Raw genomic sequence first — 21,216 nt, 5'->3', positions numbered from 1 at the left:
AAACTCCTTCTGCCATGATCATTGACTGCCACAACCACGTCGGCTCAGACCTTCTCTTCTACCTCCACGGCGATTTCCCCTACGCCCAGCACCTCGTCGCCATGCACGATGAAGGCCGCGCCCTCGGCGTGGACCGCTGGATCGTCTTCCCCTTCGTCAGCCATCTCGCGCTGGACGTCACCGTCTTCATGCAAAATGAGATCAAGGACGAGAAGGGACGCCTGCAGGACATCCCCTACGCATTTGAAAACCGCCGCCTCATGAAGGAATGCTACGAGCTCTTTCCCGAAGAGGGAAAACGCATGCTGCCCTTTGTCATGGCCGATCCCATGCGCAACACCGCCGCGCAAGCCGTGGAACTGCGCAAGCTGCGCGCCGACTACCGCTTCTACGGCATCAAGATGCAGACCACCATCCTTCAGGCCGACATCAAGCACCTGCGGGATCTCGGCAAAGTCTTCGTGGAACTCGCGGCGGAATGGGACGTGCCATTCTTGATCCACTCCAGCGTGGCCGAGAGCGACCTCTGGGCGCAGGCGCACGACATTCTCGACATCGCCGAGGAAAACCCCAGCGTGCGCTTCTGCCTCGCTCACTCCTGTCGCTATGACAAAGAGTGCCTCGACCGCGTGCAGGCGCTGCCAAACACTTGGTTCGACAACTCCGCCCACTGCATCCACTGCGTGGGCGCGGTGCAGGATCTGCCCTACATTGCCCCCAAAGCCCGACGCTTCGACTCGGATTACACCGATCCCGCCCGGGTTATCGCCGATCTCGCGGCGGTCTATCCGAAAAAATTCATGTGGGGCAGCGATTCACCGTTTTATAGCTACGCCGCCGAGATCAATGGGCAGGTCGTACGCCTCATCAGCACCTACAAGGCTGAGGTGGAGGCCCTGACAGCTGGCGGAACAGAAATGGTGGAGCGCATTGCGCACACCAATATCCGCGATTATTTGAAGCTGCATGACGAAAGCATTCTCTCTTGAAGGTCGGGCCGCATTGGTGACAGGGTCATCTCAGGGCATTGGATACGCGATGGCAAACGGCCTCCATGAGGCCGGGGCGCGTGTGGTGTGTCACGGGCTCACCGCACGTCCTGCGGATTTCCCAGCATGGGCCTCCTACCTCTCATGCGATCTCTCCCCCCCGGAGGCTCCTGCGCAGTTGGTGCAGCATGCCTTTGAAGCCGAGCCCGGCCTCGACACCCTCATCTGCAATGCCGGCAGTTTTTTCGATGTCCCCTTCCTTGAGATGACGCGGGAACGCTGGGACAAGACCGTGAATCTCAACATGGCTTCAGCCTTTTTCGCCGCACAGGCTTTTGCTCGTCGCCTCGTGGCGGAGAAACGCGGCGGCAGCATCGTCATCACCTCCTCCACCAATGGCTTTCAGGCCGAGTTGGATTCCGCTGCGTATGATGCCAGCAAAGGCGCGCTCGTGATGCTCACAAAATCTCTCGCCGTGTCCCTCGCGGATCATGGCATCCGCGTGAACGGCGTAGCCCCAGGTCTGATCAAGACGCCCCTCACCGCGGGCCTCCACCATTCCAGCGATGGCGGCATGGTGCAGCACTATGAGAAGAAGATCCTCCTTCAGCGCCTGGGCACACCGGAAGATGTGGCAGGCGCCGCTGTCTTTCTTTGCTGCAGCGCCGCCAGCTACATCACCGGCGAGACCATCATCATTGATGGCGGCCTGACGACAGGGCAGATCGGCCGGAGGTAAGCAGGCCCACGGTCATCGTGATGATCGTGCCCAGCAGGCTGAACCAGATGAAGGAGACAAGCATCGGCGGCTTCACCGCCGTGAAGACACCGTTTTGATACATGAAGATTCCCAGCAGGCTGACGAACCCCGCCAGACAGCCGAGCAGTGCTCCACGCGTGGTGGCCCGCTGCGTGAACATGCCCAGAAAGAACAGCCCCAGCAACGGCCCGCCAATCAGTCCGATCACCGTGTTGACAGACTCCACCAGATTTCCCGGCATGAATGACACCGCAAAGGCGAGCCCCACGACGATGATGCCGTAAGCCACCGTGATCCACCGCGCATTGCCGACCTGCTGCGCTTGCGTGCCCTCCGGGGCCGAGGAGAGGCGCTGCTTGAAATCGACCACCGTCGCGGAGGCCAGGGAATTGAGTCCCGCAGAAATCGTGGACATGCTGGCCGCGTAGATCGCCGCAATGAGCAGCCCCGGCAGTCCGGCCGGAAGCTGCGTCACCACAAAGTAGGGCAGGATTTGATCCTCTTTGGCGATCAGGCCTGCAGCCATGGGATCTCCATGCGTCTTGTAAAAAGCGTAGAGCACCAGCCCCGTGCCGTAAAAGAGCACAAGCACCGGCAGGATGAGCCAGAGCTTGATCCACAGCGATCGCTTCGCTTCCTGCAAGCTGCCAGCTGTGAGGTAGCGCTGCACAGAGACCTGGTCCGTGGCCATCTGCACCAGATGCAGGAAGGCGCCGGCCACCAGCACGGCCCAGATATTGACACGCTCAGACAGGCTGAAAGAGAGGCTCAAATCCATGCGCCCATCCGCCATCGCCGTGTCCCACACTCCGCCGAGACCACCGGGGATTTTGCCAATTGCCACAAACACAATGATCATCTGCCCGCCGAAAAGCACGATCAGCTGCATCACATCCGTCCAGATGACCGCACGCATGCCTCCGAGCGCGGTGTAAAGCGTGGTCAGCGTGCCCGTCGCAAGAATCGTGATCCACAGCGGCATGCCGGTGACTTTTTCCAGCGCCAGTGCTGGCGCATACGTGGCCGCGGCCAGCCAGAGCGCGACGCGGAAGATGAACAATCCGGAGGCAAGAAGCCGCACGGACAGCGAAAAGCGCTCTTCAAGAAACTGATACGCGGTGAAGAACCGCGACTGATAAAACTTCGGCAGCATGTAAATCGCCGTGAAGGGTGTGGCGATGAAGAACGCCAGCACGATGTAGGCAAACGCAAAGCCGTTCTTGTACACATCCGCCGGACCCGCAAGATAGCTGATGCCTGAAAACAACGCCGCCAAAATGGACATGGCCACCAGGATGCTGTTCATCCCGCGCCCGGCCAGAAAGTAGTCCCCCAATGATTTGGACCCGCGTGCCGAGAACAAACCAATGCCGACTGATGCCGCGAGGTAGCCGCCAAAGAGGGTGTAATCAAGCCAGGAGAAGTGCGTCATGAGGAAGCGATGATCGTGGATTCAACGATTTGCGAGACCATTGTTTGCTGGTTTGTTTTTAGAACCAGCCGATTAAACAAGAAACTGGAGCAGTCCCATCGTATGGATGATGGCCGCCAGTCAATCCTCATGTCAGACGCCGAGACGCCATCACCTCTGCCATACACCGACACCAAGCCGGTGGGCCACGCGGATTTCTATTTCGCCATCAATGCCACCTTTCGCTTCATTCAGCGGCATCACGGTGAAGAGGCTTTGAAAAAATACTGGCGCGACATCGGCGCCAGCTACTACCGCCCCGTGTCACTGAAGTGGGCAGAGCAGGGGATGCGCGGCGTGGCAGATTACTGGCGCTCCTTTTTCAAGGCAGAGCCAGGGGCCGAGGTCGAGGTCGAGGTCATCGAATCTGCTGATAAAGTCCGCCTCGAAGTCAAACGCTGCCCCGCCATCCATCATCTGCGCGATCATGGCCGCGCCATCGTCCCCAATTTCTGCCAGCACTGTTACTTTGTAAACGAAGCCATCGCCGAGCCCTCCGGCCTGACCGTTCGCATCTGCGGTGGCAACGGCACCTGCACCCAGCGCTTCACCAAACGAACAGCAGAAGCCGCTCCGCAAAACCTGGAGGACATCGCCACAGCATCATGATCGGTTGTTACGATTTCTGCGGGCACTACGAGTGGACCTTTGAATGGCTCCGTGCGCAGGGCGGCCATGACCTCGTGCGCGCCTACTGGGACGAGGCCATCCATCAGGACTCCCAGCTCCACGCTTCGAAACTCATCGAAGCCAAAGGCTTCGAGGGCATGAAGGAATACTGGGGCCCCACGCTCGCGGACGAAGGTGCCGTGTACGAGCGCACCGTCACCGACGACGTCTTCCGCATCGACATGCACGAGTGCCCCTCCAAGGGCTTTCTCCTGCGCAATGGCCTCAATCAGTACACCGACTACTGCGACCACTGCATGGGCTGGATCGGCCCCCTGATGCAGAAGGCTGGCTTCGTCATCAATCACGAGCACAACCACTGCGGCCAGTGCTGGTGGGAGATGCGCAGAGCAGCAGACGCCACGCCCCCAAGCCAGCCCGGTGAACTCGCCGGCAAAGGCGACGTCCGCCTGCGCCCCGACTGGAAATCACCCCACACCGACCACTATGAACGCGCAACCGACCCGGATGACAAAACGACTGTTTAATCTGGCTCAGCGCACGTCGCGCCAGCGTCTTGGAGTGCGCCAGTCTTCTGGCGCTTTCGAGAATCCGAAGGCCTGCGAAAAACTCCCGCGTCTTGGCGCGCTCCAGAATGCTCTCATACTCTTATGCATCATGCTGTTTGCGTTACACACAGTCACCATGCACGCCGCCGACTGGCAGCCGCTCCCTCCGCTCCCCGAGCCAAACGGCGGCTTCCTGTCCGGCGTGAGCAATGGTAAAATCGTGATTATCGGTGGCACCAACTGGGAGGGCGGCAAAAAAAACTGGCTCCGCGCCATCCATTCCTTTGATCCAGCCGCAGGCAAGTGGACCAAGCTCCGTGAATTGAACAGTCCCGTGGCCTATGGAACCAACCTTCAAAGTGACACGGCGTTCGCATATCTCGGTGGAACAGACGGCACGCAATCACTGAAAGCTCTTTCGGTCACAGAAGGAGAAAAGACCCGCGTGCAACTGCCCGCACTGCCCGCCTCGGTGATCCTTGCTGCCGGGGGAACGGTGAATGGCAAACACGTCCTGGTCGGTGGCACCGATGACGCCGCAAACATCGCCGGTGTCCAGCGCTCTGTGCACGTCGTGGAATGGATCAAAGGCAGTTGGCAGATAACCAAGCTTGCCGACTACCCCGGCAAACCCTTTGCCGTCGCCGCCTCCGCAGTGGTGGGTTCCGAACTCTTCATCTTCGGCGGCATGAACTACGACTCCACCGCCAAAGCTCCATTAAACTCCGTGGAAGCCTATGCATTATCACCCGCAAAAAACACCTGGCGCAAACTGCAGTCCCTCGCCGCGCCCAATCGCGGCCTCAACGCCGTCACGCTCGATGATCAGCACATCTACCTCGCCGGTGGCTACACCACTGATTTCACCGCCGATGCTTTCATCTACGACGTAAAGTCCAACACCTACACCAAAGCCAAATCACTGCCCTACGCCGCCATGGTCGGCCTCATAAAGCTCGACAGCTTCATCTACTGCCTCGGCGGCGAAGACAAGCAGAAGTCCCGCACCGACAAATTCTTCCGCATCCCCGTAGCAGACCTAAAGTAATCCCGAGCTTCAGCTCGTTCCGGAGCCCCCACGCAGAACAATCCGTGCCGCAGCCCCAAGGCTGGTAGGGACGCGTTGTGCGCGTCCCTGGAATCCTTCGTCCCAGCGCCACCTGCAATCCCGACCGCTCACCCCCTTTCCTAAAGCGCCCGCCCTTCAGCGCCCGCGCAAACGGTCCGCTCAAAACTACTTCGCCGTATACCCTCCATCCACCGGCAGGTTCACTCCCGTGATGTACCTCGACGCATCACTCAGCAGAAAGATCACCGCGCCACCCAGATCCGTCTCATCTGCCATGCGTCCCAGCATGGTATGCTCACAGTACCTCTGCAAAAACGGTTCAGGCTGGTTGTTGAAAAAGCCCCCAGGAGCCAGGTTGTTCACCCGCACCCCCTGCGGACCATAGAGCGCCGCATAAAAGCGCGTGAGATTCTCCATGCCTCCCTTATGGAAGAAATAATCCGGCGGCATGTCACCCATGTTCGTGCCCGTGTACAGCTCGTAGCTCGGGCCGATCATCCCCTGAATGCTCCCGATGTTCACGATGCTGCCGCGTCCCGTCTCCGCCATCGTCTTGCCAAAGTGCCGGTGCATCAGCATCACACCCGTGGCATTCACTCGCATGGATTCCGCAAACTGCTCCGCCGCGCCATTCGCCCCCTTCATCGGCCGCAGCACCGCGTTGTTCACCAGTCCGTGCAACGGACCATGCTGCGCAGTCACTCGCTCATGCAGCGCCACCACAGAGCCTTCATCTCCCTGATCCAGCGACTCCGCAAACACACGATTACCCTTCGCCGTCTCCTCCTTCGCCACCACCTGCAGCTTCGCCACATCACGCGAGGCCAGGATCAGCGTCGCCCCAGTCTGTGCCAGCATGGCCGCCAGACCACGGCCATAAAGTCCCGCACCTCCGGTGAGAAGAATCGTTTTGCCTTGAAGAGAAAAGAGATCGTTAGACATGGCGCTTACTTGGATTGGTAAATTGAATCACTGCCGTTCGCGGAGCCTGCCCCACCAAAATCACCCACCAGCTTCTTGAACGCATTGCCCAGTTCCAGCACATCCGCCCCCAGTGTAAAGACCCGCGTTCCTTCCGCCATTACCTCCTCCTTCTGCCCGTAGAGCGAAGCCACTGCTGGATATTTCCCGTATTTCAGCGCCGCAGCCGCCACCCGCTTGCGCGCAGCCACCACTTCCGGATGCGTGGCCTGTCCCAGCTTGCCGATGCGATGACTGAAATCTCCCGCGCCAAACAGCAGCATGTCAAAACCCGGCACCGCCGCGATCTCCTCCACCACCTCCAGCGCCTCGGGACTTTCGATTTGCAGAATGACAAACTTCTCAGTGTTGCAGTGCTCCGCGTACTCAGCCAGCGGCACCTGGCAGAAAAGACCGTCCATGTTGCCAGCATCCAGCGCCTTGCTGCCCAGCGGGCGGCAGCGCACCATGTCCACCACGTTGCGCGCCTCGTCAGCACTCGTCACATGCGGCACCATGATGCCCGTGGCATCGCATTCAAAAGGCTTCACGTACTCGCTGTAGCCGCCCTTGTTCACACGCACGATGGTGTCCATGTCATACAGCTTCGCCGCACGCACCTGATGCTCCAGATTAAGCCAGCTGTTCGGCACATGCTCATTGCACAGCCACACCGCACTCGCTCCGGCAAGGCCCGCCAGCTCCACGATGCGGGGATCACCCATGTTCAGTTTGATGACCGTACTGTTTTGACCAGCGCGAATTTCGCGAAGGATGCGGGAGGGGCGGAGTTTCATGAATGTGTTTCGGAAAGGATGTCGGCAATGTGGATGACCGCGCCATTCTGCTCGCGGCTGCGCCGTCCAGCAATGATGACTGCCATCAGTTCCACGGTTTCATCAAAGGGCAGGGGACGCGCACCCGTTTGCAGCATGTCGATGAACGCCACCAGCTGCCCGCGGAAAGCGTTGTAAGTATCCGTGAGCCGCAGCGGCAGCTGCCCTTGCGTGCCATAGAGATGCACCGCACCAAAGCTGCCATACGCATCATGCAGCGCGCCGATCGTCACCCGCACGCCGCTGCGATGCGTCAGGTGCATCACATCACCTCCCGCATCACTCAGTGCCTGCACCTTCAGAAACCCCGGCCCCAGCAGCGGCTCCACCGCCTCCAGCGCATGGATGCCATAGCGCTCCCACGTCTTGCACGTGAAGCTCGTGATCCACCGCAGCTCGCCCAGCTGCGCACGCTGCTCATCACTCAGCCTCATCTCCGGCGCATAGCGCATGCCGCTCGTGGAAAGAATCACAGCCCCCGCCTTGTGCCACTGCACAAACTGCCGCAGGTCCGCGATGTTCGTCGCCATCGGCTTGTCCACAAACACCGGCAGCCCCGCCTCAATAAATGGCTTCACGCGGCGGATATGGTCATCCCCGTCATCCGTCGAAATGATCACCGCATCCACGTGGCCGATCACATCCTCCGGCTTCGAAACCACGTTCGGGATCAAGCTCGCCGCAGCGACCTTCGGTGCATCCGCCGGATCATCCGTCCACAGATGCGTCACCCGCGCCCCGGGAATCCGCACCTCCTCCACGCGTTGCTTGCCCAGATAGTTCAAGATGGCGGGGTAGGGGCACTGCGCCATCGCGGTCGGATCAAATCCGTTCACGATCGCGCTCCACGAATATGGATGCCCGTTTCCTTCAATCATGCCCAGCATCGCCAGGCGGAGTTCTTTGCGTCCGTCGTTCATGAAATCGTGATGGGCAGGCCGGTGGCGGCAGAGTCAAGTGCGGCACGGTTAAAGCGCAGCGTCTGCACCGCTTCTTCAAAGGTGCTCAGCGCGCAGGCCTTGCCCTCCATGCCATCCAGAAAAGCGTTCGCCTGCGCAATGAAAAGATCATCACGCTCCAGCGGCGCGGTGGTGTTCCATGTCCACGCTGTCTCACCGCGCTTCATGTTGCCCCAGCGCTGCGCATGAGATTCAATTTTGAGGCTGCCACCTTCGCAGTGAATTTCAAACACCGTCTCATTCGCCGCCTGAAACTGCGTCATCGCATAGCTCGCCAGCACATCGCCATGGCGCGCCGTCACATTCACCGTGTCCTCCACGCTCACCCCTTCCAGTTGCTGATGCGCCGCATCACAAAAGACCCGCGTCATCGGCCCGATCATCCACTCCAAGGCATTCACAATGTGCGTCAGCGCATCCTGGATCGCCCCGCCACCCGTCTCGTGTCGTGCATAATAAATATCGCGATACGCCGGTCGGAACGTGGGAAAATGCTGTCCCGCCACCACGCTCGCATGCAGCGGCCTCCCCAGCACGCCACTTTGCAAAAACTCACGCGCCGCCACCACCCACGGGAAGCAGTGGTACACATACGCCACCGCCACAAACCGTCCGCTTTGGGCCATGGCCTCACGCGTTTCCTCCAGCCCGTCCAGCGTCACAGACAGCGGCTTCTCGATCAGCAGTGCAGCACCCTGCGCCGATCCTTCACGCGCTATCGCCAGATGCGTGTGCGCAGGCGTGCAGATCACCCACGCATCAAAGCGCCGCGCCTGCGCCGCCTCCGCCAGGCTGCCAAACGCAGGCACTCCGTAGCGCTGGCTCACCTCGCCCAGCAGCTTCGCATTCGCATCACACACGCTGACCTCACAGCGGCCGGTCTTTTGAAAGCAGCGCAGATGGCGTTCGCCGATGCTGCCGCAGCCGATGATGAGGATGGAATGCATGTTTCCCAGTAAACGTCGCCACGAGGCCGCTCAAAGAAAAATGATCTGGTCCGATCATTGAACCAGTACGCCCAGACTCATTTCACCATGCCGCTTCGTTTCGCCGCGCGGTGCTCTTCGATGCGCCGCTTGGAGTCGTCGGTGAGTTGCTCCAGCGGCAGGTCAAAGGTCTGACCGTCCTCTCGGCGAATCAAGACCGTCGTCTTCAAATGGAAGTGTCTCTAAGGAGCCACCCGCATCTTCTGAAACGGCACGCTCTCGCACACGGCCAGGATGATGTCCTGCATGCGGTTGCCGGAGGCTTTGGCCTTGCGCAGGATCTCCTCCGTCGTGGGCTTGTCGGAGTATTCCAGCCCACGCCCCAGCGCGTAGATGAGAAGATTGTCCGCCACGTTTTTCACAAACTGATCGCTCATGTCACGCACCAGAATGCTGCGCAGTTCGGCCAGATTCGCAAAAGTCTGCCCGCGCACCAGCGACCCCGAGGCATCGATCGGCTGCTTCTTCTCCTCGTCGCGCCAGCGGCCTATGGCGTCGTAATTTTCAAAGGCAAATCCCATCGGGTCCAGGAAGGCGTGGCATCCGGCGCAGGCCGCATTGCTCCGGTGCTCGGAGAACTGCTGCCGCAGCGTCAGCTTGCCAAACTGCTGCTTCCGCTCATCCAGCGGCGCCACTCCACCAGGTGCAGGCGGCGGCGGAGTTCCCAGAATGTTTTCCAGCAGATACTTGCCACGCTTCACCGGCGAGGTTCGCGTCGGCGTGGAGGTCAGCGTCAAAATGCTCCCCTGCGTCAGGATGCCGCCACGTGGCGTGCCCTGCAGCGACACCTTCTGGTATTTGTCGCCCTTCACGCCTTGGATGCCGTAGTAGCGGGCCAGCTTTTCGTTCACGAAAGTGTAGTCCGCATTCAGGAATTCGATCACGCTGAGGTTGTTTCGCAAAATGTTGTCGAAGAACGTCTGCGATTCCTTCTTCATCGCGTAGCCCATTCCACCCTTCCAGTCCGGGAAGCGTCTCTCGTCCACATCCACGATGTCCATGTCACGCAGTTGCAGCCACTGACCCGCAAAATCCTCCGTCAGACTCCACGCACGGTAGTCACCAATCATCCGCTTCACTTCCGCAGCCAAGTTTTTGCGCAGCTCACCCTTGGCCGCCAGTTGCAGCAGCTTGTCATCCGGCGGCGCGGACCACAGGAAATACGAAAGCCGCGAGGCAAGGCTGTACTCATCAATCAATGCGACGCCATTTTGCACCGCTCCGGTCGGCGTGGGAGATCCCCGATACAGAAACCCCGGAGACATCAGCATGCCGCGCAGCACGTAGCCCATGGCCTCCAGCGGCGGCAGGTTTTCTTTCAGCCCCAGATCCGCGATGCCGTGCCACTTGGCCTTTTCAGCATCACGCAGCGGGCGGCGGAACAGGCGCTGCCCCAGCTTGTCCACAAGGCCATGCACGTCCGCGACAGCGATGCCTCCCGGCTGACCGAGCGGTCCTTCCACCGTGAGCTGATGCAGCCAGAAGTTGCGGTCCTCGTGCGTCTTCTCATCATAGTAGTCATTGAGGAACCACACCTGGATCTCATGCTTGCCCGCCGGCAGTTCGACTTCCGTTTTGAAAACCTGCGGCGTCTGATCCTTGGCCGTGATGGAAAACGAGCCCGCATTTTTGCCACCGATGCGCACATCAAATTTCGCCGGTTCGCCACCCGCCTGCTGCGCACCCGCTTTGATGATCAGGCGGTACTTTCCGGCCATGGCCAGATCCAGATGATGCTTCACATAGCCGTTCGAAGGCAGTTCAATGGTGCCCGTGTCCCGCGACGCATTGCCCTGGCCGTTTTCGAAATCCTCACCGCTCAGGTTGATGGCGGGCAGGCCCGCAGGCTTGCCATCCAGCAGCCATTGCACAAGCCGGGTGCCACGCGGCGGCAGCAGCCCGTCAGGCCCTTCCACCTCGATCTTGTCCAGCGCCAGGTTCCGGTCGCGCTTGTCAGGATCAGGATTCTGTGGATCAGCAAAATCATTCAAGAACCGTACCACGATCTTGTGCTCACCACTTTTCAGCGGAACCACCTGCTTGATCGTCTGCCACGGGCCCTTGTCGCCGTGATAAGGAGCCGTCACATCAAAGGTTCCCAGCTCCTTGTCATCCACGCGCAGCGCCACCTTCGCCGCATCCGGTCCGGCCTGCGTCGCAGAGAGGTGGAATTTCAGCAGGTAGTTGCCATACGCAGGCGCGGTGAATTTTGTCGCCGCATCCGCGTTGCTGTGAAACCACCTCACACCCTCCCACTCCTTCGTTTCGCCCTTCTGGTTCCAGAATTTCTTTGCACCCAGCTCCAAGTCCAGCCGCGGCACATCAGAGGTGTCCAGCGCCTTCACCGCCACCGCATTCGCCGCGCGGATGTACTTCTCCATCAGCATCGGCGAGATGCTCAGCACGTCGCCAATGTTGTCAAAGCCGTAGCCCGTGTCGTCCGGCGGGAAATCGTTCGCAGGCTTCATGTCCACCAGCAGCAGATCCCGGATCGTGTTGTTATACTCCGTGCGGTTCAGTCGGCGGTAGGTGATGTGCCCCGGATCGATCTTCTGCGGGTCAAACCAAAATACCGTGTTGTCGATCCACGCCACGATCTCATCGCGCTCCGGCAGCGAAGGCTTGTCCTTCTTTTCCGGCGGCATCACATGAGTCACCAGCTGCTGCCTCGCATGATCCCACAGCACCTTGTCGCCGATGAGCTTGGAGTACTCCGGGTACTCATCCAGCGCGAAGTCGCCTTTGTCCGTGCCGTCGCCATGGCAGTCATAGCAGAATTTTTGCAGCAGGGGCAGGATGCGCTGATTGTAGGCATCCTGGCCGCGTTCAGCGGCGGACAGCAGGGAAGGAATCGCGAAGGAGACGAAGATGAGGCGTCGAAGCATGAAAAAGGTGGAATGGGGGTATCAAAGATACGCAAGCAAAGTGGCAGGGATTTCGCCAAAACCAACGTCACATTGCGCATCATTTGCGGTTGCATGCGCCCTGGCTTGCGGTGATGAAGCCCGCCCCTTTCACCCATTTTCCCATGTCCCAATCTGCTCTCGAATCCGGCAGGGCCTTCCTCGCCGCAAACGCCACCAAAGAAGGCATCACCACCACCGCCAGCGGCCTGCAGTATGAGGTTCTCACCCCCGGCACCGGCAAAAGCCCCAAGGTCAAGGACACCGTCGTGGTCAACTACCGCGGCACCCTGCTCAATGGCGTGGAGTTCGACAGCTCCTACCTCGCCGGACGCGAACCCGCCGAGTTTCCGCTCAAGCGAGTCATCAAAGGCTGGACCGAAGGCCTCCAGCTCATGCAGGAAGGCGCGAAGTACCGCTTCTTCATCCCCTCCGAGCTCGCCTACGGCAAGCGCGGGGCCGGAATCGACATCGGAGCGAATGAAACCCTCATCTTTGAAGTCGAACTCCTGAAAGTCTGGGAGGACTGAGTGCGATTGCTCTGCCCATGAATCAAATCGACCTCAAGGATAGAGTTGCCATCGTCACCGGTGGCGCACGCGGAATCGGCCACGCCATTGCAGAGCGCATGCTGCGCTCAGGTGCAGGCGTCTGCCTCTGGGACATTGACGCAGCGGCGCTCGAAGCGGCCAAAGCCGAACTCTCCGCACTCGGCAAAGTGCACACCGCCACCGTGGATCTCACCAGCATCACCTCCGTGGAAGCTGCCGCCGCATCCACCATCGGCGCCTTCGGCAAGATCGACATCCTCGTCAACAACGCAGGCATCGCCGGCACAAACGCCAAGACTTGGGAAACCGACCCCGCCGAATGGCAGCGCGTCATGGCCATCAACCTGAACGGCCCCTTCTACTGCTGCCACGCCGTCGTCCCGCACATGCTCAAAAACGGCTACGGCCGCATCGTCAACATCGCCTCCATCGCCGGGAAAGAGGGCAATCCCAACGCCGCCCACTACAGCGCCTCCAAGGCCGGTGTCGTCGCTCTGACCAAGTCGCTCGGCAAAGAACTCGCCACCAGCAACATCATCGTCAATGCCGTCACCCCTGCGGTGATCGAGACCGACATCCTCAAGCAGCTCACGCAGCAGCACATCGACTACATGCTGTCCAAGATCCCCATGGGCCGCTTCGGCAAAAAGGAAGAAGCCGCGGCGATGGTGGCGTGGCTCTCCTCCGAAGACTGCTCCTTCACCACCGGCGCCGTCTTCGATCTCTCCGGCGGCCGCGCGACGTATTGATCTCAGGTCAAAAAGCTCGTCAAAAGATCCACAGCCAAGGTGTCGGGGTCTCCTGACCCCGACACAATCCGGCTCGTGCCTGGTGATCCTAAAAGGATCAGAGAGATTAGGTATGGTGAAGCGAAACCGCGAAGCGGTGCAGCGTGAACCACCGGACCCTTCGCATCATGTTCCCCATCTTGGGGCGCATGCCGGAGGTATGCGAGAAGCCTTCTGCTATCCGATCTGCACGCCTCCATTCTTTCGTCACTTAGCTTCGCCACACACCAGCCCCAACGGGGCTGCGTATTTGAGCCCAGGGTTCGCCGAGCCTCAGCGAGGCAACCCTGGGTTTCAGGCATCATGCCGGTGAAGCAAACCCAGTACACCGCTACACCTCACATTCACCAGCAGCGTCTGCAATGCGCTCCGCCGCGCACCCGCTCCGCGATCTTCAAACGCCTCTTGTCATCGGAAACTCTCTCCTCTGATCGTTTTACCCTCCAACCCGCGTATTCTGCAAATGTCCCTGATCACCGCTGAAAACTCCAAGCCCGGCTCGCACGACTGGCAGCTCACCCGCATGCGCCTCGACAAAAACGAGGGCTTTCGCACCCCCTTCATCGAAGGCTACTGCTCCCGCCAGTCCGTGAAGGCAGGCGAGATCCTCGACATCTTTGTCAGCACCCAACCCACCGCCCGCTTCAAGCTCGAAATCTTCCGCACCGGCTACTACGGCGGCTGCGGCGCGCGCCTGATGACCGAACTCGGCCCCTTTGAAGGCAAAGAGCAGCCCGTGCCCGGGATCGGCGAAAAACGCCTCCGCGAATGCCGCTGGGAAAAGACCACCTCCATCACCATTCCGCAGGACTGGCTCAGCGGCGTCTATCTCGGCCGGCTCACCACGCTGCCAGCCTCAAAAGACGAGCCCTACTGGCAGAGCTACATCGTCTTCATCGTCACCGACGACCGCAAGGCCGACATCCTCTTTCAGTGCAGCGACAACACCTGGCAGGCCTACAACAAGTGGCCGGACAATTACTCCCTCTACACCGATCCGAAGGGCAATCAGGGCCCGTGGTCCGATGTGAGCTTTGATCGTCCCTATGCCAAGTATGCGCAGATCTACGAGAATCCGCAGTCCGTCGGCAGCGGCGAGTGGCTGTGCTTTGAATTTCCGGCCGCCTACTGGCTGGAGAAGGAAGGCTACGATGTGACCTACTGCTCCAATGCCGACATGATCACCCCGGATCACGGCTTGAAGTGCAAGGCCTTCATCAGCATCGGGCACGACGAGTACTGGGACATCCGCCAGCACGACAGCGTGGCGAAGATGCGCGATGCAGGCGTCAATCTGCTCTTCCTCTCCGGCAATTCCGTCTGCTGGGTCACACCTTTCTCACCGAATGCCGACGGCGTTCCCAATCGTCGGATCTTCCGCGGCGGCCCCTATGGGGGCGACTACAAGTATGCCGTGGATCGCGAGAAGGATCACGGTCCCTATCCGCATCGCGGGCCGGACGAAGGCTATCTCATGGGCGTGCGCAACATCGACCCCGTGAACGGGGGTGGCGACTGGATCTGCACCAAGCCCGCGCACTGGGTCTTTGAAGGCACCGGCATGAAGCAGGGCGACACCCTTCCCGGCATGATCGGCTGGGAGTATCATGGCGATGCACCGAAGGATCTGCCCGGCCTCGAAATCCTCGCCGCAGGCACCGCCTTCCAGGGCGGCAGCAATCCGCAACACTGGCAGGCCGTGATCTTCGACGGCCCGAAAGGCAACTTCATCTTCAATGCCTCCACCATCTGGTGGGCCCAGGGCCTGAGCAAACCGCCCGGCCACATGCCCGTCTGGAGCCACTACTCCCGCCCCCACGGCACTGACGCCCGCGTCCAACGCATCACCGCGAATCTGCTGAAACGGGCGATTGGTTGAACAATCTTAATCCTCGGATTTTGTCAGCTCTGAATAAAGTATCGTGTCATTCGTGGAATCCTCGGCGGACTCCCACTGGACTTCCAATGATGCCGAAGTCATGCCTTTAACTGGTGCAGGCTTCAAAACGCTAAATTTACCTCTCACAAGAATGGCGTATTGAGGGTTTATTTCCAAACGACCTTCTAGCAGGGTTTGAAGGTGTTGATGACGCGGCAGATCGGACGGCAAAGCTGGATGAGTTCCTTGTGAGGTCTGACCGCTGTAAAATGCTTGTTCCCAACGAAGCCATATTTGCCAGTCTTCCATGGCGAGTGCGAAGGTCTCATCATCCAAGCGCATGAGATAAAACAAATCAGTCCAACATCCGCCTTCTCTAGTACTCCACAGCGACTCATACACATGCGGTTTTCCCAAGTAGTCCGCAATGCCACCTCTGGGGCCATCATACCAATCAGACATGGTATGTACTTTTTCTGGATTCATCATAACAAAATCGCCTTCGCCACCTCACCGCTCACATCCGTCAGCCGGAAATTCCTTCCTGCATAACGATACGTCAACCGCTCATGGTTGATCCCCAGCAGATGCAGCACCGTCGCATGCAGATCATGCGTGCCGATGATCCCCGTCTCCGCCTTGTCACCCATGTCATTCGTGCTGCCATAGGTAAACCCACCCTTCACGCCACCACCCGCCATCCACATGGTATAGCCCCCACCATTGTGACCACGACCATTATACGGCTCATTGTCATAGCCGCTGCCACGCCCAAACTCCCCCCCCCACATAATCAGCGTGTCCTTCAGCATGTCCCGCTGCTTCAGATCCGCGATCAATCCCGCAATCGGCTTGTCAATCGAAGTACACTGCCGCGCTAGATTGTCCCGCAATCCATTGTGATGATCCCACCCCGGCGATGTCAGCTGAATAAACCGCACGCCCTTTTCCGCCATGCGCCGCGCCATCAGACACTGCGTGCCAAAGCGTTCCGTAGCGCCGTCATCCAGGCCATAAAGTTCACGAATGTTCTGCGGCTCGTTGTCGAGATCCAGCACCTCCGGCACACTCGTCTGCATCTTATAGGCCAGCTCATAGCTTTGAATAATCCCCTCGATCTCCGGATTCCCCGGATCTCCGCTGAGCAGCTTGCGATTCGCCTTCTGAATGAACTCAATCTGCTTCCGCTGCTGCGCATCGCTGAGCCGTCCATTGCTCAAATCCGGCACGCCTCCGCCGCCCGTGCTCAGGCGCGTCCCTTGAAACGTCGCCGGCAAAAACGCCGATCCATAGTTCATCGCCCCGCCATTGTCCGCCGCCGGATTGATCGTGACAAAGCCCGGCAGATCCTCCGCCACTGTGCCGAGACCATAAACAATCCAAGCCCCCATCGAAGGCCGCACAAACGTTTCACTCCCGATGTGCAGCGCCACCGTCGCCATCTGGTGCGCATTCGTTCGCGTCTGCATCCCGTTCAGCAGGCACAGCTCATCCGCATGCTTCGCCAGCTCCGGAAACGCCTCCGAAATCATGATCCCGCTTTTCCCCCGCGGCTTGAACTCAAACACGCTCCCCATGTATTTTTGCACCTTGTTCGCCTCCGCCTTCGCCAGCTCCGGCTTGTAATCAAACGTGTCCAGATGACTCGGCCCGCCCTGCATGAACATGAAAATCACCCGCTTCACCCTCGCCGCAAAATGCGGCTCCTTCGGCGCCAGCGGATTGATCGTCTTCGGCGGTGCCGCAGCCCCCGCCCACTGCTGATGCAGCGCATTAAACGCCAGCCAGCCGAAGCCGGTGCTGGTAGATTGAAGGATGGAACGGCGTGTGGTCATGGCTTCTTGGTGATGGGTTCAGATGCAGCGGCTTCCACCGGGAATGGAATGGGCGTAAGCCTGTCTCCTTTTCGCTGGTCCTTTGATTTCCAGTCGCCCAGAGGCGAGCGGCGTATGATGGTCCAACCACGTGCTGCATCAAAATCGAACAGCACTTTCTCCGTCGTATGTCCTTCATCGAAGTCCATCGCCACGAGAGAGTCTTCGAGAATGAGGAAGTGTGAGATTAACAGCCGGTTGTTCTTCAACTCTGACAGCAAATAGGGATGCATGTCCATGGATTGAATCTTGCGCACCAATTTCTGAACTTGGGGCGGCATATCAGCAACTCGGGCTTCCCAATTTTCCTCACTTGAGTGAACAAGGGTTTCGGCTTTGAGCTGAGCGGCGAAACTCAGTGCGCACATCATGAGAAGAGGCCGGGTAAACAGTGAATTCATAATGGTAGGGAGCTAAAATACATATCGAAACTCCGCCGTGCCCAGCAGCGCCTGCACCAGCGTCTGCACATCCAGCTCACCCGCATCATGCACCTCCTCAACGGACGCCTCTCGTCCCAAGACGAGTCGATAGACCGCCTTAACATCCTTCCCGGCTTTATCCGTGATCTCACCCGCCAGTTCCTCCACCATCGGGTTGTTCATGAAAAACAACGCCTGCGGTGCCACCGTCGTCACATCACGCTGCCCCTTGATCTGCGTCGGCCCAGGAAAATCAAACGTGCTGAAAAGCTCCGGCACATTGTCCCTCACCACCGGCAGATAAATCGTGCGATACCCATCTTCAACACTGAGCAATCCACGCGTCAGCCCATGCCGCCCCTTGCCACCCGTGCCCACCACCTGAATGCCTTCAGGGCGGTCAAACGTCAGCTTCCCCGCAAGCTGCAGCAGCGTGTCCCGCAGCGGCTCCAGCTCCAGTCGCTTCGCATTCATGCGCCACCGCAGCTTGTTCCCAGCATCCGGATGCTCAGGATTTCCCGTGCTCGCCAGCCGATAGGTGCGGCTTAGCATCATCGCGCGGATCATCTTCTTCACCGACCACCCACCCTCAACGAAACGAATCGCCAGATGATCCAGCAACTCCGGATGCGTCGGATCACTCCCCGTGATGCCAAAATCATCCACCGTCCTCACAATCCCTTCACCAAACAGATGCTGCCAGATGCGGTTCACCGCCACGCGTGAAGTCAGCGGATGTGTCGGCTGCGTCATCCATTGCGCCAGCTCCAGCCGCCCCGAGGACTTCGCCGGAACCTTCGGCAGCGGGGGCAGGGCAGGCATGCCCAGCCTGCCACGCTCCGGCGCCGTCTTGCGATCATGCGGATCTCCCCCCACCGCCAGTTCACAATCTTTCGCCTCACCCTCGATCACCCCCATGCAAAAGTGCGGATCCACATCGTAGCGGATCGTGGTCTTCGGATTTCCCAGCGCCCGGATGTCATCCATCGAATGAATCCCCTCTGGCAGCTTCGCAGGCGGGCCCACCGCCTCATCCAGCTTCGTGGGCAGATCCACCAGCATCTCAGGATCCACATACCCAGAACCGTTCATGTCACTGCGATTCGCCTGACCCGGCAGCGTGCGACTGCTGTAAAAAATGCCCGCCAGCGCATAATAGTCCTTCTGGCTCACCGGCTCCGTTTTGTGATCATGACACCGCGCACAGCTCAGCGTCAGCCCCATGAACGCACGCGACACCACATCAATCTGGTCATCCACCTGATCGAGCACAAACTGCTCATAGTCCCCCTCCTGCAAATTCACGCTCCCCAGCGCCAGCATGCCCGTGCCCACAATCTGGTCACGCTTTTGCAGCACAGTCGTCGCAGGCAGCAGATCCCCCGCAATCTGCTCCGCCACAAACCGATTGTAAGCCTTGTCCGCATTCAGCGAATCAATCACCCAGTCACGGTAGCGCCATGCATACGTAAACGGCGCATTCCACACCCGGCCCACACTGTCCGCATACCTCACCACATCCAGCCAGTGCCGCGCCCACCGTTCGCCAAAACGCTCGCTTTGCAAAAACGCATCCACCACCTTCGCAAACGCCACATCATCCGCCGCCGCATCCTTCACAAACCGCTCCACCTCCTCCTGTGTCGGCGGCAGTCCGCGCAGATCAAACGAAGCCCGCCGGATCAGCGTCAGCCGCGACGCATCCCCAATCGGATGCAGATTATCCTTCTCCAGCCGCGCAAGAATAAAGCGATCAATGTCATCCTTTGGCCACGCAGCATCCTTCACCACCGGCACCACCGGACGCAGGATCCGCTGATACGACCACGGCGTGTCATTTTCATATTTCTCTGCAGCGAGAAGAGGCAGGCTGGAGATCAGAAGAGCGAAAAAAACGGCAAACACGGTTCTCCCTCTCCCCGCCCCTGATGCACAACGACAACAAATAGTTATCTTCGGGGAGAGGGCTGGGGTGAGGGGATCGCCTTTCCGCCACGCCCGATAGCATGAGCCAGCACGGCTGTGGAAGAATTTAAAAACGCTCATGGCCTGAAGTTTTCATGGCTTGGATCATCAGTGAAGTCAGTGGTTCAAAAGAGGTGTTACTTCTGCGCCTTCAGCCACACGCTCAAGGCCCTCACATTCTGCACAAAGTCCAGGCTATAGATCACACCACCCGCAGGCCGCGTTTTCTTCCCGCTCGCATCGCGCATCCACCCGCGCTCCTCATCCGTCACGGGCCACGAACCATCCGCCTGCTGCTCCTTCAAGATCGTCCCAATCTCCCCCTCCGTCGGCGGCGAACTCCACCGCTCTTTCTCCACCCGTGGAAAAACAACACTCTCACCGCGCCCGATCTTCCGCCCCATCGACTCAATCGCATCCAGCTCACTGTCCCATTTCCACCCATAGTTGGATGAAGCCTTCTTGTCCGAATAAGTAAGCACAAATCCCTTGCCGCCCTCACCACGCTCAAAGTACAACGGCTTGTTCGTCTGCAACTCATAGTACCGCGCGATCCTCCCATCCGGCAGCTGCGACTTCCGCAAATACGCCAGCGCCCGCGGCAGCGGTGCCAGGTACTTCTTGTCACCCGTGGCCGCCGCCAGTCTCAGCAGCGCCCACATCGCGGATTGGCTTTCGCGCCCGCAGATCGCACTCGGCTCAAACGCCCGGCTCCAGCTGGGTTGCATCTCCTTGTCATACTGCTGCGCCCACGCCGGCTGCGGCTCAGGCATTTGCGCCGTGACAAGAAAATCCCCGCCGCGCTTCGCCGCCTCCAGATACTTCGTATCCCCCCGCAGTTGCCACGCCAGGATGAGCGTGCTCATCAGCGTCGCATGCGTGTTGTCATTCAGCACATAGCAGCCCGTGAAATCCTTCGGCCACTTGCGCGGCCAGTCAGCCGGATAACTCCCCGCCTTGATCGGATAAATCGCCACCGGCGGCGGCGCACTCGGCCAGGTGTCCCAGTTCGCGCTCCACCCGCCCGCCGGGTACTGCGTCGCCATGATCGCATTCAGCGCAAAATCCGCCGACTCCTTGATCTCCGCATCCTTGCCCCCCAGCGCATGGTCCACCCGCACCAGCAGTCGAGTCGCCGCCTGCGAGACATCATCATCAAACGTGGAGTAGTTGTTCTTGTTCGCGTGTCTCTTCCACACCTCCCACCCACCTTCACCTTCGGGCACCTTTTTCCGCTCGATCAGCCTGCCCTCCACATCACGCCGATAAAGCTGCGCTGCACGATTCTTCGCATCAAAATGCCCCGAGTAATCCCAGCCCCCCGAGGCCAGTTGCGTGCGCGCTACCGCATGCGCTGCCGCCACTGCCGCAGCCAGGCACTTCTCATCCTTCGTCGCCTCATACGCATCCAGCATCGCCATCCCCACCGCCGGAGTCCCCGGCGGCTGAATCCAAATCGTGTCCACTCCCGGAATCCCCTCCGCCTCCCTCAGCGTGAAGTCAGCGCTGTAACGATACACATACCCTCCATGAGTCACTGCTTTGGCATGATAAAAGGAAACAGCCCTCGTGATCGCCGCAGTGACTTCCTGAGGCGTCGCAGCCATTGATCGAGCTACAAAGCTG

19 protein-coding genes are annotated in these 21,216 nt (G+C 59.5%); 8 read left to right on the top strand and 11 right to left on the bottom strand.

Going from position 1 to position 21,216, the window contains the following annotated elements; genetic code table 11:
- The first annotated feature begins 14 nt into the window (after positions 1 to 14).
- A complete protein-coding gene (locus AC3RLQ_RS07655) occupies positions 15 to 989 on the top strand; it encodes an amidohydrolase family protein (protein WP_493035855.1) in 975 nt (324 codons plus the stop codon).
- On the top strand, positions 967 to 1,728 hold the full coding sequence (locus AC3RLQ_RS07650; protein WP_493035853.1) for an SDR family NAD(P)-dependent oxidoreductase: 762 nt from the start codon (positions 967 to 969) through the stop codon (positions 1,726 to 1,728). The genes AC3RLQ_RS07655 and AC3RLQ_RS07650 overlap by 23 nt, the downstream gene beginning before the upstream one ends.
- Here AC3RLQ_RS07650 and AC3RLQ_RS07645 read toward each other — a convergent pair.
- The gene (locus tag AC3RLQ_RS07645; protein WP_493035851.1) at positions 1,685 to 3,181 is read right to left on the bottom strand and encodes a sodium:solute symporter family transporter; all 1,497 of its coding nucleotides are present in this window, start codon (positions 3,179 to 3,181) and stop codon (positions 1,685 to 1,687) included. The genes AC3RLQ_RS07650 and AC3RLQ_RS07645 overlap by 44 nt on opposite strands.
- A 129-nt stretch (positions 3,182 to 3,310) precedes the next feature.
- Between AC3RLQ_RS07645 and AC3RLQ_RS07640 the strand changes: the two genes are divergently transcribed.
- From AC3RLQ_RS07640 to AC3RLQ_RS07630, 3 genes are all read left to right on the top strand, one after another.
- On the top strand, positions 3,311 to 3,829 hold the full coding sequence (locus AC3RLQ_RS07640; RefSeq protein ID WP_493035850.1) for a hypothetical protein: 519 nt from the start codon (positions 3,311 to 3,313) through the stop codon (positions 3,827 to 3,829).
- A complete protein-coding gene (locus AC3RLQ_RS07635; RefSeq protein ID WP_493035848.1) occupies positions 3,826 to 4,377 on the top strand; it encodes a hypothetical protein in 552 nt (183 codons plus the stop codon). The genes AC3RLQ_RS07640 and AC3RLQ_RS07635 overlap by 4 nt, the downstream gene beginning before the upstream one ends.
- A gap of 157 nt (positions 4,378 to 4,534) precedes the next feature.
- Positions 4,535 to 5,446 carry a Kelch repeat-containing protein gene (locus AC3RLQ_RS07630; RefSeq protein ID WP_493035846.1) on the top strand — a complete coding sequence of 304 codons (912 nt, stop codon included), beginning with the start codon at positions 4,535 to 4,537 and terminating at the stop codon, positions 5,444 to 5,446.
- Positions 5,447 to 5,632: 186 nt separating this feature from the next.
- Here the strand turns inward: AC3RLQ_RS07630 and AC3RLQ_RS07625 are convergent, their stop codons facing one another.
- The 5 genes from AC3RLQ_RS07625 to AC3RLQ_RS07605 form a co-directional block, all read right to left on the bottom strand.
- Positions 5,633 to 6,409 (bottom strand): SDR family oxidoreductase, encoded by a 777-nt coding sequence (locus AC3RLQ_RS07625; protein WP_493035844.1) that lies wholly within the window; start codon positions 6,407 to 6,409, stop codon positions 5,633 to 5,635.
- 5 nt (positions 6,410 to 6,414) lie between these two features.
- A complete protein-coding gene (locus tag AC3RLQ_RS07620) occupies positions 6,415 to 7,224 on the bottom strand; it encodes an HpcH/HpaI aldolase family protein (protein WP_493035842.1) in 810 nt (269 codons plus the stop codon).
- Positions 7,221 to 8,183: a Gfo/Idh/MocA family protein gene (locus tag AC3RLQ_RS07615; protein WP_493035841.1), complete on the bottom strand. Its 963-nt coding sequence runs from the start codon at positions 8,181 to 8,183 to the stop codon at positions 7,221 to 7,223. The genes AC3RLQ_RS07620 and AC3RLQ_RS07615 overlap by 4 nt, the downstream gene beginning before the upstream one ends.
- Positions 8,180 to 9,169, bottom strand: coding sequence for a Gfo/Idh/MocA family protein (locus AC3RLQ_RS07610; protein ID WP_493035839.1), 990 nt, complete (start codon positions 9,167 to 9,169; stop codon positions 8,180 to 8,182). The genes AC3RLQ_RS07615 and AC3RLQ_RS07610 overlap by 4 nt, the downstream gene beginning before the upstream one ends.
- 221 nt (positions 9,170 to 9,390) lie before the next feature.
- Entirely contained in the window at positions 9,391 to 12,093 is a 2,703-nt protein-coding gene (locus AC3RLQ_RS07605) for a DUF1592 domain-containing protein (protein WP_493035837.1), read from the bottom strand.
- A 143-nt stretch (positions 12,094 to 12,236) separates the two neighbouring features.
- On the opposite strand from AC3RLQ_RS07605, the gene AC3RLQ_RS07600 reads away from it, so the two are divergent.
- The 3 genes from AC3RLQ_RS07600 to AC3RLQ_RS07590 all read left to right on the top strand — a co-directional run bounded on the left by AC3RLQ_RS07600 (position 12,237) and on the right by AC3RLQ_RS07590 (position 15,329).
- Positions 12,237 to 12,641, top strand: coding sequence for an FKBP-type peptidyl-prolyl cis-trans isomerase (locus AC3RLQ_RS07600; protein WP_493035835.1), 405 nt, complete (start codon positions 12,237 to 12,239; stop codon positions 12,639 to 12,641).
- A gap of 17 nt (positions 12,642 to 12,658) precedes the next feature.
- The gene (locus tag AC3RLQ_RS07595; protein ID WP_493035833.1) at positions 12,659 to 13,411 is read left to right on the top strand and encodes an SDR family NAD(P)-dependent oxidoreductase; all 753 of its coding nucleotides are present in this window, start codon (positions 12,659 to 12,661) and stop codon (positions 13,409 to 13,411) included.
- A gap of 502 nt (positions 13,412 to 13,913) precedes the next feature.
- Entirely contained in the window at positions 13,914 to 15,329 is a 1,416-nt protein-coding gene (locus AC3RLQ_RS07590) for a N,N-dimethylformamidase beta subunit family domain-containing protein (protein ID WP_493035831.1), read from the top strand.
- A 6-nt stretch (positions 15,330 to 15,335) separates the two neighbouring features.
- Here the strand turns inward: AC3RLQ_RS07590 and AC3RLQ_RS07585 are convergent, their stop codons facing one another.
- The 5 genes from AC3RLQ_RS07585 to AC3RLQ_RS07565 form a co-directional block, all read right to left on the bottom strand.
- Positions 15,336 to 15,818 carry a hypothetical protein gene (locus AC3RLQ_RS07585; protein WP_493035829.1) on the bottom strand — a complete coding sequence of 161 codons (483 nt, stop codon included), beginning with the start codon at positions 15,816 to 15,818 and terminating at the stop codon, positions 15,336 to 15,338.
- Entirely contained in the window at positions 15,815 to 17,164 is a 1,350-nt protein-coding gene (locus AC3RLQ_RS07580) for a DUF1501 domain-containing protein (protein WP_493035827.1), read from the bottom strand. Before AC3RLQ_RS07580 ends, AC3RLQ_RS07585 begins: the two co-directional genes overlap by 4 nt.
- A complete protein-coding gene (locus tag AC3RLQ_RS07575) occupies positions 17,161 to 17,604 on the bottom strand; it encodes a hypothetical protein (protein ID WP_493035825.1) in 444 nt (147 codons plus the stop codon). Before AC3RLQ_RS07575 ends, AC3RLQ_RS07580 begins: the two co-directional genes overlap by 4 nt.
- A gap of 12 nt (positions 17,605 to 17,616) precedes the next feature.
- Positions 17,617 to 19,530 (bottom strand): DUF1549 and DUF1553 domain-containing protein, encoded by a 1,914-nt coding sequence (locus AC3RLQ_RS07570; protein ID WP_493035823.1) that lies wholly within the window; start codon positions 19,528 to 19,530, stop codon positions 17,617 to 17,619.
- Between the two features lie 197 nt (positions 19,531 to 19,727).
- The gene (locus AC3RLQ_RS07565; RefSeq protein ID WP_493035821.1) at positions 19,728 to 21,197 is read right to left on the bottom strand and encodes a polysaccharide lyase; all 1,470 of its coding nucleotides are present in this window, start codon (positions 21,195 to 21,197) and stop codon (positions 19,728 to 19,730) included.
- Positions 21,198 to 21,216: the final 19 nt, after the last annotated feature.

The sequence above is a fragment of the Prosthecobacter sp. GW821-HT29F12 genome, assembly GCF_058803405.1.
Note: the sequence above shows the minus strand (reverse complement) of the source record. Positions and strands in the feature narration are given on the sequence as shown.

Bases quoted from the DNA above. Each gene is read 5' to 3' on its own strand.
- AC3RLQ_RS07655 (WP_493035855.1), top strand. From the start codon at position 15: ATGATCATTGACTGCCACAACCACGTCGGCTCAGACCTTCTCTTCTAC.
- AC3RLQ_RS07650 (WP_493035853.1), top strand. From the start codon at position 967: ATGACGAAAGCATTCTCTCTTGAAGGTCGGGCCGCATTGGTGACAGGG.
- AC3RLQ_RS07645 (WP_493035851.1), bottom strand. From the start codon at position 3,181: ATGACGCACTTCTCCTGGCTTGATTACACCCTCTTTGGCGGCTACCTC.
- AC3RLQ_RS07640 (WP_493035850.1), top strand. From the start codon at position 3,311: ATGTCAGACGCCGAGACGCCATCACCTCTGCCATACACCGACACCAAG.
- AC3RLQ_RS07635 (WP_493035848.1), top strand. From the start codon at position 3,826: ATGATCGGTTGTTACGATTTCTGCGGGCACTACGAGTGGACCTTTGAA.
- AC3RLQ_RS07630 (WP_493035846.1), top strand. From the start codon at position 4,535: ATGCACGCCGCCGACTGGCAGCCGCTCCCTCCGCTCCCCGAGCCAAAC.
- AC3RLQ_RS07625 (WP_493035844.1), bottom strand. From the start codon at position 6,409: ATGTCTAACGATCTCTTTTCTCTTCAAGGCAAAACGATTCTTCTCACC.
- AC3RLQ_RS07620 (WP_493035842.1), bottom strand. From the start codon at position 7,224: ATGAAACTCCGCCCCTCCCGCATCCTTCGCGAAATTCGCGCTGGTCAA.
- AC3RLQ_RS07615 (WP_493035841.1), bottom strand. From the start codon at position 8,183: ATGAACGACGGACGCAAAGAACTCCGCCTGGCGATGCTGGGCATGATT.
- AC3RLQ_RS07610 (WP_493035839.1), bottom strand. From the start codon at position 9,169: ATGCATTCCATCCTCATCATCGGCTGCGGCAGCATCGGCGAACGCCAT.
- AC3RLQ_RS07605 (WP_493035837.1), bottom strand. From the start codon at position 12,093: ATGCTTCGACGCCTCATCTTCGTCTCCTTCGCGATTCCTTCCCTGCTG.
- AC3RLQ_RS07600 (WP_493035835.1), top strand. From the start codon at position 12,237: ATGTCCCAATCTGCTCTCGAATCCGGCAGGGCCTTCCTCGCCGCAAAC.
- AC3RLQ_RS07595 (WP_493035833.1), top strand. From the start codon at position 12,659: ATGAATCAAATCGACCTCAAGGATAGAGTTGCCATCGTCACCGGTGGC.
- AC3RLQ_RS07590 (WP_493035831.1), top strand. From the start codon at position 13,914: ATGTCCCTGATCACCGCTGAAAACTCCAAGCCCGGCTCGCACGACTGG.
- AC3RLQ_RS07585 (WP_493035829.1), bottom strand. From the start codon at position 15,818: ATGATGAATCCAGAAAAAGTACATACCATGTCTGATTGGTATGATGGC.
- AC3RLQ_RS07580 (WP_493035827.1), bottom strand. From the start codon at position 17,164: ATGACCACACGCCGTTCCATCCTTCAATCTACCAGCACCGGCTTCGGC.
- AC3RLQ_RS07575 (WP_493035825.1), bottom strand. From the start codon at position 17,604: ATGAATTCACTGTTTACCCGGCCTCTTCTCATGATGTGCGCACTGAGT.
- AC3RLQ_RS07565 (WP_493035821.1), bottom strand. From the start codon at position 21,197: ATGGCTGCGACGCCTCAGGAAGTCACTGCGGCGATCACGAGGGCTGTT.